The organism is Campylobacter sp., assembly GCF_030528245.1.
Taxonomy (GTDB): domain Bacteria; phylum Campylobacterota; class Campylobacteria; order Campylobacterales; family Campylobacteraceae; genus Campylobacter_D.
In genome coordinates, this window is record NZ_JAUMZG010000017.1 from 21,406 (window position 1) to 32,107 (window position 10,702).

Sequence of the window (10,702 nt, forward strand, 5' to 3'; positions counted from 1 at the left end):
TAAAAATTTAAAAATTATGGCGAGGATTATAATATCTTATTCTTTTGTTTTGCTATAATTTTCATCATGCAGGATGGAATCGATTACAAAAATATTAAAAAAATCGGGCTGGTCACCCGACCCCTTTCCAATTTGGACGCAGAAATTTCAAGCCTGAGGGCGCTTTTGGAGGCTAGGGGCGTTGAGCTTTTGCTTTTTAGGGAGAGCTCAAAGCGTGAGGATTTGGTGCGCTATGACTTGGATGAGCTTTTTCAAAAAAGTGATTTTGTCATTTCTCTGGGGGGGGATGGGACGCTGATTTCGCTTTGTAAAAAGGCCTTTGAATTTGACAGGGCGATCTTGGCGATGAATGCTGGCAAACTCGGCTTTTTGACGGATTTTTGCGTGGCGGAAGCGGGGGAATTTTTGGGGGCATTTTTTGAGGGGGATTTCAGGGTGGAAAGGCCCCTGATGCTCGAGCTCATCCTCGAGGATGAAGGGGGGCGAATTTGGCAAAAAAATGCCTTCAATGATGCGGTGTTTTTTAGAGAGCTTTCCCACTCCATGGCGCACATCGAGCTTTTTAGAGAGGGGAAAAAATTCAACGAATACTTCGGCGATGGGCTCATTGTCGCCACCCCCATAGGCTCCACCGCGTATAATCTAAGCGCCAATGGCCCCATCATTTACACGCTAGCTGAGGTCTTCGTCCTCACTCCCGTTTGCTCCCACTCACTCACGCAGCGCTCGATCGTCCTGCCTCAGGGCTTTGAGCTTGAGGTTCGGGCGAAGGACTGCGTTTTGTGCGTGGATGGGCAGAAAAATTACGCGGTCAATGATTTTAAAAGTATTAAGGTTCGTTTAAGCGACAAGGGCGTCCGTCTCATCCGCCCTAAAAATAGGGATTATTTTCAAATTTTAAAAGAAAAATTAAGCTGGGGAAAATGATGATCAAAAGAATTTTGATGAAGAACAATTTAAGCTTCAAGCAAACCGAACTTGAAATTTCTGGCGGACTGACCGTTTTTACGGGGCTTAGTGGGGCGGGCAAATCGATACTTTTTGGCGGGATACTCGCGGCCCTCGCGCTGGGGGAGAGCGGGGCGAAATTTGTAGAGCTTGAGCTTGATGATGCGCTGGATTTGGAGGGTTTTGGCATAGAGCTTGAGGAGGAAAATATTTTTAAGATGCTGCGGGAAAAGGGCACGAAATATTTCATCAACAATCAAGCCATCGCAAAAAAAAATTTGCAAGCGCTCACCAAAGGCTTTGTGAAGCATCTGGGTGCGCGAGAAAGCGATGAATTTGGCCATGAAAAATTTTTGACGCTTTTGGATGCCTTGGCGGCGGAGAAAAATCCTAAATTCAAGCAGGCTAGGGAGGAATTTACGCAGGATTTTAGGGCCTGGGAGCAAAAGGTGGGTGCGCTGGATAAAATTTTAGAGGAAGAAAAAAGGGTGGAGGAGCTCAAAGAACTCGCCGCCATTCAAATCGAAAAGATAGAAAAAATTCATCCCAAAGTGGGCGAGTATGAGGAGCTTCTGGGTCTAAAAAAAAGGCTTTCTAAAAAGGATAAAATCGAGGAGGCTTGGGCGCGGGCGGCGGCGATTTTTGAGTGTGAGAGGGCTGTGCTGGAGGCGCTTCATCTTAGCGAGGTGGATGGGAGCTTTTTTAGTGAGTGCCTCAATGAGCTGCGCATCATCGCGGAAAATCAAAAAATGGAGGAGCTTGATTTTGACATCGAGGGGCTTTTGACGCGCATTGAGGATTTGTCCTCACTCATGCATCGCTACGGGAGCATAGAGGGGGCCTTGGAATTTTTAGAGACGAAAAAGAAGGAGTTGGCGCACTATGAAAATTTGAGCTTTGAGAAAAAGGAGCTTGAGGGCGCGGTGGAAAAATTGGGGCAAAAGCTTCAAAAAACGGCCGCGTTTTTGAGTCAAAACAGGGCTGAAAATTTAGAAATTTTAGAGGGGTTTTTGAACGACTATCTTAAGAAACTTTACATGAAGGATCTGAGGCTTGATTTTGCGCAAAGCGAAAGGCTTTCAAGCTGGGGCAAGGACGCGGTGAGGCCCCGCATCAGTAGCACGGATTTGAGGCATTTAAGCTCGGGCGAGCTCAATCGTCTCAGGCTTGCCTTCATCGCTACGGAGTGCAAAATTTTAAATGCGGGTAGGGGGATCATTTTTTTGGACGAAATCGATGCCAATTTGAGCGGGAAGGAGGCGATGAGTGTGGCAAAGGTGCTTGAGGAGCTTGCAAATTTTTACCAGATTTTTGCCATTTCGCATTTGCCACAGCTCTCATCCAAGGCGCAAAATCATTTTTTAGTGGAGAAAAAGGGCGAGGAGAGTGTGGTGAAAAGGCTGGATAAAGAGGAGAGGGTGCGGGAGCTAGCGCGGATGGTGAGCGGTGAAAATGTCAGTGGTGAGGCCTTGCAATTTGCGAGGACCTTGTTTGAGGATTAAGCTAGATTGTGGGTAAGTTGGCTATAATCGCGGCTTAGTTTTATCAAATTTTTAGGTGGATTTATGACAGGGAGAAAAATTTTAATCGTTGAAGACAACAAGATGCTAGCAAAGCTTTTGGCGAAAAAAATTCAAAATGTTTTAAGCTGTGAGGTGGAGCTTGCTTTTTCGATGGCTGAGGCGAGAGCCATGCTGGAAAATGGCTATTTTATGGCCTTTGTGGATTTGTGCTTGCCCGATGCTCCTGATGGCGAGGTTGTGGATTTGGTGGGGGAGAAATTCCCAACCATCGTCCTGACGGCTAGCAATGATGTGGCAAAACGCGAGGAATTCATGCACAAAAATATACTCGATTATATTTTTAAAGAAAGCGATGACTGCATCGATCAGGTGCTCAATTCCATCGACAAACTCAATCGCTATGCGAAGACCAAGGTTATTTTAGCGATGGCAAAGCTCCCCGAGCGCAATGCGCTTAAAAAATACCTAAGCCAGAGGCTTTTTCAGGTTTTTGCGGCGGCACACGGTGAGGAGGCGAGAAGCTATTTGCAGGATAATAGCGACACGAAAATCATCATCGCCGATGCGAAGATGCCTGTGGTGAGCGGTGAGGAATTTTTGGCTGAGGTGAGGGGGGATTATAATGATGATGATCTTGGCGTCATAATTTTGGGCGATAAGGACGATAGCATGGAGGCTAGGGTGCTGAAAAATGGCGCCAATGACTACCTCATCAAGCCCTTGAGCAAGGAGCTTTTCAACTGCCGCTTGGATAGGTGCTTGGAGGATATGCGAAGCAAGAAAATCATCAACTCCTACAACAACCTTGACAGGCTCTCAGGGCTTAAAAATTATTACACTTTTAAGGCTGAGGTTGAGGATTATTTGGACGAGATTGCGGACAAGGATGAGGAATTTGCCTTTGCTTTTTTAAACATCGACGCGCTCAAGCATCTCAATGACGAGTATGGTTACAATGTCGGCGATGATGTGATTAAAATTTGCGCCGATGAAATGAGGGCAGAGACGAAGGGACGGGACATTTTGGGGCGATACAGCGGGGTGGAATTTGGAATTTTGCTGAAAAACATCAGCCAAGAGAGGGCAGCCAAAATCCTTTCAAGAATACGCGTCAATATCAAAAATGCCGGCATTTTAATCAACCTCAACGAGCTTTTTTTTACGATTTCTATCGGGGTTGTTTTCGGGCATTCGGGAATGGAATTTGACGATTTGGTGCAAAAAGCCAGCGCAGCGCTTTCGCAGGCTAAGAGCAATGGCAGGGATAGAATCGAAGTATGCGTTTGAATTTTGACGATGGGTGCAGGATTATCGACACGCATTGTCATTTGGACGATGCGCGATATTTTGATGATTTGCCCGAGCTTTTGAGCCATTCTTTTGCCAATGGCATTGAAAAAATCATCATCCCCGCAGCAGACCCCAAGGACCTGCCAAGAGCCAGAGAAATCGCCCATCGCTACGAGCGCGTTTTTTACGCGGCTGGGGTGCATCCCTACGAGATAGAAAGCTTTGATGAGGACCTTTTGCGTGAATTTTTGCAGGATGAAAAATGCATAGCCGTGGGAGAGTGCGGCTTGGATTATTATCGCTTGGGGGAAGGGGCGGATAAGGAGGCGCAAAAGCGGTGTTTTGCTGCGCAGCTTGAGTTGGCCTGTGAGCTTAAAAAGCCTGTGATCATCCACTCCAGAGAGGCGAATGAGGACACCTATGTGCTTTTGAAAAAATACGCTAAAGACTTGTGCGGTGGCGTTTTGCATTGTTTTAATGCCAGCAAACTCCTGCTAGAGCTTGCTAACGATGGCTTTTATTTTGGCATCGGCGGGGTTTTGACCTTTAAAAATGCTAAAAATTTGGTTGCGATTTTGCCAGAAATTCCCAGAGAAAGGCTTTTGATCGAAACGGACGCTCCCTACCTCACGCCCGAGCCTTTTAGGGGCAAAAGGAATGAGCCGCTGATGACGCATTTTGTCGCGCAAAAAATGAGCGAACTTTTAGCCATGCCCAAGGACGCACTCACGAGGCTTTGTTTGGAAAATTCTGAGCGTTTATTTTTTAAGGATTAAGATTGAAGAAAATATTTTTGGTTTTATTGCTTAGCGCGGCTTTTTCTCAGGCCCTGAGTCCCGAGCATTATCAAAAACAAGTGGAAATTTTGAGGAATTTGGACATCGATCCTAGCTTTATGAGCGATTCGATCTTTGTGTGGCAAAGGCAGGAGCTAGAATCCAAGCACGCTGGGGTTTTGATTCGCGCGATGGGGAAATTTTCTCAAATCACCCCCATGATACGCAAAATTTTAGCCCTCGAAGAAATCCCCGAAGAAATTTTGTATCTGGCAATGGTAGAGTCGGGCTTGGAGGTGAGGAGCGTTTCCAACGCTAAGGCTGTGGGCGTGTGGCAGTTTATGAAGCCCACGGCAAATAAACTGGGCCTGCGCGTGGATGCCTATGTGGATGAGCGGATGGATTTGGTAAAGTCTACCCACGCCGCTGCGGCTTATCTTAAGGAGCTTAGGGCTGAATTTGGCAAGTGGTATTTGGCACTTTTGGCCTATAATTGCGGTAATGGCAAATTGCGAGCGGCGATCAAGCGGGCAGGTGGCGATGATTTGGCGCTTTTGCTGGATGGGGATAAAAAATACCTTTCTTTGGAAACGCGTAATTTTATGAGAAAAATTCTCACCCTAGCTTTTTTGGCAAATGACAGGGATTTTTTACTGCAAAAGGACGCGTCCTTGATGAATTATGCTCTGCATAATGACTTTGTCAGGGTCGACATCCCCTCATCCGTGGCGCTTAAGGATTTGGCGCGGGGTGCGGGGATGGATTTGGCGACTTTGAAAAAATACAACCCGCAGTTTCGCCACAGTTTCACTCCGCCGGGCGAGGGCTATTACATGTATATCCCGCTGAGCAAGGTCGCTTTTTTTGAAAAAAATTTCAAAAATCTTAAATTCGCCAAGGTCGACACGCGCATACCAAGCACACGAATTTATGTCGTTAAAAGCGGCGATTCGCTTTATAAGATCGCCAAAGCTCACAATGTCAGCGTCGAAAATATCAGGGAATTGAATAAAATCAAAAAAAATCATCTCAGCATCCATCAAAAACTCATCATACCCATCAAGGAGAGCAAAAATGCAAAAACCAAAATTTCTTACGCCAAAATGCGTTCTTATTAGCCTAAGCACCCTGTTTTTCACGGCTTGCGGGGGTATTTTTTCGGAGTGGAGTGGGGGCAGCTCTCAAATTTATTATCCTAGCAATGACTTTAAGAGCTCCCCCAGTGGCTCGGGTACTAGGGGGACGATGAAGCCCTACACCATCAACGGTAAGACCTACTATCCGACCGTCGTGGAGGTGGGTGAGATGGCCGATGGGATTGCGAGCTGGTATGGGCCAGGCTTTCACGGAAAAAAGACGAGCAATGGCGAAATTTATGATCAAAACGCCCTCACTGCCGCCCACAAAACCCTGCCGATGCATACGATTTTAAGGGTTACAAATTTAAACAACAATCGCCAAGTTACCGTGCGCGTCAATGACCGCGGACCCTTTGCGCACAACCGCATCATTGACCTTTCTAAGGGGGCGGCTGGGCAGATTGATATGATCCATGCGGGCACGGCGCCCGTGAGGCTTGAGGTGATAGGCTTTGGGAGTAAAAATTCGGGCAATGAGGTGCTGCATTCTAATGCAAATTACGGCTCTAGCGGAGGACTGACGCACAACGGGCAAAGCTATGAGGGGGGGAATTTCATGGTGCAAATCGGAGCCTTTAGGAATTTATCCGGCGCTGAAATCACCGCTTCCAAATACAAAACCTACCGCTCTTACAGCTCGACCATTCGCACAAGCTCCACAGATGGGCTAAATCGCGTGTTTTTGACGGGTTTTAGAAGCGAGGATGAGGCTAGAGATTTTGCCTCAAGCGGGGCCTTTTCGGGCGCCTTTGTGGTGAGGGAGTGATGATAGAGTTGATTTTTTTGGATGTGGATGGCTGCCTGACTGATGGTGGCATCATCTACACCTCGGAGGGAAAATTCATCCAAAAATTTAATGTCAAGGATGGCGCAGCGATCGAGGCTTGGCTGAAGCTTGGTAAGCAAATCGCCATCATCACAGGGCGCACTTGCCCCTGCGTCAAACAGAGGGCGGAGGACTTGAAAATCTCGATTTTAAAGCAGGGCGTGAGGGACAAACTGGCCTGCGCGGAGGGGATTTTGCGTGAGCTTGGCCTTAGCTTTGAGCGCTGTGCAGCGATTGGGGATTATTACAACGATCAGGCCCTGCTTGAGGCGGTGGCCCTGAGCTTTAAGCCTAAGGATGCCTGCGAAGATTTAGCGGTGGATGTGAGGCTGGGTAAAAAGGGCGGGTGTGGGGCCGTGGCGCAGATGATAGAGAGCATCATTCAAAAAGATGGCTTGAAAGCGCAGTGGGATGAGCTTTGGCGATAAAAATTTTTGGCATCTTGCTCGCACTTTTTAGCATTATTTTCACCTTCGTTGGGCTGCAGGAGCCCTTTGTTTTGAATTTCAAGTCCTACGCCTTGGATTTTAAAAATATGGAAGCGAAAAATTTAAGCGTCCATGAGCTCGATGCCAGTGGGGTCAAGTCCTACTATCAAGCGGGATCCTGGGCGCGCTATGCGGGAAGGGATGTGCTTGAAAATTTCATCAATCACAACGCGGACTTTAATGTCAGTGCCGATACCTTAGAGCTTGTGGGAGAGGAGCGGGTGATTCTTGAGGGTAATGTGAGCTATGTCGGTGAGGGGCTGCGGTTTAGCAGCGCTAGGGTGCAGTACTACCCTAAGCAAAGGCGCATTCATAGCGATGCGAATTTTAGGGCCTTGGTGGATGAAAATATCATCGATGGCACTCGTTTGGATTATGATATGGAGCGTAAAATTTTAGAGCTTGAGGGGGTGAGTGCGTGGCTTGCAGAGCGTTGATTTTGTTTTGGATCTTTTTGGGTGCGGTGATGGCGGATAAAATTGAGGTGAAGGCTTTGAATTTTTACTGGGATGAAAATGCGGGCAAAAGTGTGCTAAGTGGCGCTGTGGTGGTGAAAAGGGATAGGGACATTTTAAGCTCGGATGAGCTTGTTATCTTCATGGATAAAAGCCGCAAACCCGTGCGCTATGAGGCGCAAAAGAACGCTAAATTCAACATCAAGCTCAAAAATAAAAATTACAAGGGTAGCGGGGATAAATTCATCTACATCGTGAATGAGGATGTTTATGAGATTGTGGGAAATGCCTTCATCCACGAGCTTGAAAGCGGCAAAAAGCTCTATGGCGATAGAATCATTGTGGATAGAAAGGCCAGCGTGTATCGTGTGCAGAGTAAGGACAACAAGCCTGCGCGTTTTGTGTTTGAGCTCAAGTGATGATTGTGGGCGCGAAATTCATCACCTCCTTGCCCGGCTTTGATGTGAATTTTGAGGCGCGTTGTGCTGAAATAGCCTTTTTGGGCCGCTCTAATGTCGGCAAAAGCTCCCTCATCAATGCCCTTTGCCAACAAAAAAACCTCGCCAAATCCTCCTCCACGCCCGGAAAAACCCAGCTCATTAATTTTTTTGAGCTTGATTGCAAAAAGGGCGCGGATGAGTTTAAAATCCACTTCATCGACCTACCCGGCTTTGGTTATGCGAGGGTTTCAAAAAGCCTCAAAGCACTTTGGAATAAAAATTTGGACGAATTTTTGAGGCTTCGCGACTCCATCAGGCTTTTTGTGCATTTGATCGATTCAAGGCATACGCATTTGGAACTGGATGAACGGGTTGTGGCATATTTACACAGCATCAAGAGGCCTCAGCAGCAAATTTTGCGCGTCTTCACCAAGGGCGACAAGCTCAATCAAAGCCAAAGGACGAGGCTTAAAAATACCTTCAAGGACTGCATTTTGGTTTCAAATCGTAACAAAAGCGCCCTGGAAGCGCTTGAAAACATCATCATCAACAAAGCTTTGGAGCATCAATGAGACGGGCGGGGGCTAAAAATTTAAGCTTGGCTTATGGGCTGCTTGGCCTTTGTTTTTTCATTTACGAAATTTTAACCTCGGTTTTTAGCTTTTTGCCCCTGCTTTATGGCTTCTTTTTTTGCTACGCCTTTGTCCTTTTGAAAGAACAAGAAAGGACGCTTTTGCGGCTTGATTTTCGGTGGTTTTTCACCCTAGCTTTTTTGTTGTTTGCGGACATCACGCATGATTTTTTTCTCTTTTCTTCTTGGTTTGCATTTTTTATTTTTTACTATGTCCTAGCCGATTGGATTCGGGGCAATTTCAAAATAGCCAGATCCATACCCATCATTTTTATTTTGAGCGCTTATGGTCTCATTTTTGTCGGTGATTGGGTGCTTTCTTATGTGAATAACCAAAATGTCAAAATCATCCACCTCTCATACGCCCTCCCCATCTGTATAGAAGCCTTGCTTGGCTATGTGTTTTTCAAAGGGAGGATTTGAATGCGAATGCGTTTTGTGGTGGCCTTTATTTTTTTGTTTTTTGTGCTTTTGCTCAGTAGAATTTATTATTTAAGCATCAAATCAAATGTCTATTATGAGGAGCTTGCGCGGCAAAATTCCATCAAAACCGACTACATAGCGCCCATTAGGGGGCAAATTTTAGACAGAAACGGCACGATTTTAGCGATGAATGATTTGGGTTTTAGCATCAAAATCAAGCCCTACCTCAGCATCAAAAAGTCCAATCACGGCATACTGGAAGCCGAGCTTGACAGGCTCACCGCTTTCTTCCCCGACCTCAATGCCACCTTGATGGCTAGAAATTACAAGCGCAACGACTCCTATTACAAACAGGACTTTATTGAGGTTGTGGATTTTATAAATTATGATGCGATGATGCGCCATTTCTCACAGCTGAATTTAAACAAAAATCTCCGCATCGAGCCAACGGTAAGGAGAAAATACCCCTACGGCAAACTCGCCTCGCACATCATCGGCTACACGCAAAAGGCCAATTTGCAAGATGTGAGTGAAAATGAAATCGCCAAGCTCACCAACCACACGGGCAAAAGCGGGATCGAGCGCTATTATAATGAGCTTTTGCAGGGGCAAAGGGGCGAGCGCGTCTATAAGGTCAATGCCTTCAATCAGGTCCTAGAGGAGCTGTCCTACACCCCGCCCCGATCGCAGAATTTGCAGCTGAGTTTGGATATGAGCTTGCAGAGCTTTTTGAGCGAGCTTTTTGCGGATAATACGGGCGCGGCGGTGATTATGGACGCTAGGAGTGGTGAAATTTTAGCGGCGGGGAGTTTCCCTGAATACGACCTCAATCCTTTCGTGCAGGGCATCTCGACCAAAAAATGGAAAGAGCTTTTAGAAAATTTAGACCATCCCTTCACCAATCGCCTAGTCAACGCCAACTACCCCCCGGGCTCGGTGGTGAAGATGGGCGTGGCGCTTTCTTTTTTAAATTCCAAAGCCATCAATCCCTCCACGCCTTTTTTTTGCAGTGGGGGCGTGGAGCTTGGGGGGAGGAATTTCCGCTGCTGGAACCGAAGCGGCCACGGCGCGATGGATCTCAAACACGCCATCAAGCAAAGCTGCGATGTGTATTTTTACGAGGGGGGCCTGCAGGTGGGGATAGACCAAATCGCCTCCACGCTCTCGCGTATCGGCTTTGGGAGCAAAACGGGCGTGGATTTGCCGCACGAATTTGTCGGCGTGGTGCCGAGCAAGGAGTGGAAAATGCAGCGCTACAAGCAGCCTTGGTATCAGGGTGAGACGCTCAATACCAGCATAGGGCAGGGGAATTTTTTGGTCACGCCCATGCAGATTGCCAAATACACCGCCCAGCTTGCCATGGGTAGGGAAGTGGTGCCGCACTTCATCAAGGAGAGCAACGCCAGCAAGGCAGCGGGGGAGGTTTTCAGCCTTTTTGAAAGATCCCAGCTTCCTCACATCCGCAACGCCATGTATGCCGTAGCCAACGAGCAGGGTGGCACGGCCTATCGCTACCTGCATCATCTCAAGGTCAAGGTAGCGGCAAAAACGGGCACAGCGCAGGTCATAGGCTTTTCGCAGTCGGACAAAAATAGAGTCGATGAGGAGCAGCTAAAATACTACACCCGCTCCCACACTTGGCTCACCAGTTACGCGCCCTACGCCAACCCCCGCTATGTCGTTACCGTGCTTTTGGAGCACGGCGGCAGGAGTGCGACGACGGGGGAGATTGTGGCGCGCATTTATGAAAAAATGCAAGCGCT

12 protein-coding genes are annotated in these 10,702 nt (G+C 47.3%); all 12 read left to right on the forward strand.

The window, feature by feature from the left end:
- The first annotated feature begins 66 nt into the window (after nucleotides 1-66).
- Nucleotides 67-927 (forward strand): NAD(+) kinase, encoded by an 861-nt coding sequence (locus Q4A73_RS04425; RefSeq protein ID WP_303206232.1) that lies wholly within the window; start codon nucleotides 67-69, stop codon nucleotides 925-927.
- Entirely contained in the window at nucleotides 927-2,450 is a 1,524-nt protein-coding gene (locus Q4A73_RS04430) for an AAA family ATPase (RefSeq protein WP_303206242.1), read from the forward strand. Before Q4A73_RS04425 ends, Q4A73_RS04430 begins: the two co-directional genes overlap by 1 nt.
- Before the next feature lie 63 nt (nucleotides 2,451-2,513).
- Nucleotides 2,514-3,758 (forward strand): diguanylate cyclase, encoded by a 1,245-nt coding sequence (locus Q4A73_RS04435; RefSeq protein ID WP_303206233.1) that lies wholly within the window; start codon nucleotides 2,514-2,516, stop codon nucleotides 3,756-3,758.
- On the forward strand, nucleotides 3,749-4,537 hold the full coding sequence (locus Q4A73_RS04440) for a TatD family hydrolase (protein ID WP_303206234.1): 789 nt from the start codon (nucleotides 3,749-3,751) through the stop codon (nucleotides 4,535-4,537). Before Q4A73_RS04435 ends, Q4A73_RS04440 begins: the two co-directional genes overlap by 10 nt.
- Nucleotides 4,538-4,539: 2 nt before the next feature.
- Nucleotides 4,540-5,655: a lytic transglycosylase domain-containing protein gene (locus tag Q4A73_RS04445; RefSeq protein ID WP_303206235.1), complete on the forward strand. Its 1,116-nt coding sequence runs from the start codon at nucleotides 4,540-4,542 to the stop codon at nucleotides 5,653-5,655.
- Complete coding sequence (locus tag Q4A73_RS04450) at nucleotides 5,612-6,442, forward strand: septal ring lytic transglycosylase RlpA family protein (protein ID WP_368492648.1); 831 nt, start codon at nucleotides 5,612-5,614, stop codon at nucleotides 6,440-6,442. The genes Q4A73_RS04445 and Q4A73_RS04450 overlap by 44 nt, the downstream gene beginning before the upstream one ends.
- On the forward strand, nucleotides 6,442-6,930 hold the full coding sequence (locus Q4A73_RS04455) for a 3-deoxy-D-manno-octulosonate 8-phosphate phosphatase (RefSeq protein WP_303206236.1): 489 nt from the start codon (nucleotides 6,442-6,444) through the stop codon (nucleotides 6,928-6,930). The genes Q4A73_RS04450 and Q4A73_RS04455 overlap by 1 nt, the downstream gene beginning before the upstream one ends.
- Nucleotides 6,921-7,427 carry a hypothetical protein gene (locus tag Q4A73_RS04460; protein WP_303206237.1) on the forward strand — a complete coding sequence of 169 codons (507 nt, stop codon included), beginning with the start codon at nucleotides 6,921-6,923 and terminating at the stop codon, nucleotides 7,425-7,427. Before Q4A73_RS04455 ends, Q4A73_RS04460 begins: the two co-directional genes overlap by 10 nt.
- A 29-nt stretch (nucleotides 7,428-7,456) precedes the next feature.
- A complete protein-coding gene (locus Q4A73_RS04465; protein WP_303206244.1) occupies nucleotides 7,457-7,864 on the forward strand; it encodes an LptA/OstA family protein in 408 nt (135 codons plus the stop codon).
- Nucleotides 7,864-8,457 carry a ribosome biogenesis GTP-binding protein YihA/YsxC gene (gene yihA / locus Q4A73_RS04470; protein WP_303206238.1) on the forward strand — a complete coding sequence of 198 codons (594 nt, stop codon included), beginning with the start codon at nucleotides 7,864-7,866 and terminating at the stop codon, nucleotides 8,455-8,457. Before Q4A73_RS04465 ends, yihA begins: the two co-directional genes overlap by 1 nt.
- Complete coding sequence (locus tag Q4A73_RS04475) at nucleotides 8,454-8,939, forward strand: hypothetical protein (protein ID WP_303206239.1); 486 nt, start codon at nucleotides 8,454-8,456, stop codon at nucleotides 8,937-8,939. The genes yihA and Q4A73_RS04475 overlap by 4 nt, the downstream gene beginning before the upstream one ends.
- The coding region (mrdA, locus tag Q4A73_RS04480; protein WP_303206240.1) for a penicillin-binding protein 2 at nucleotides 8,940-10,702 on the forward strand (1,763 nt) is incomplete at its 3' end. It lies immediately after the preceding gene.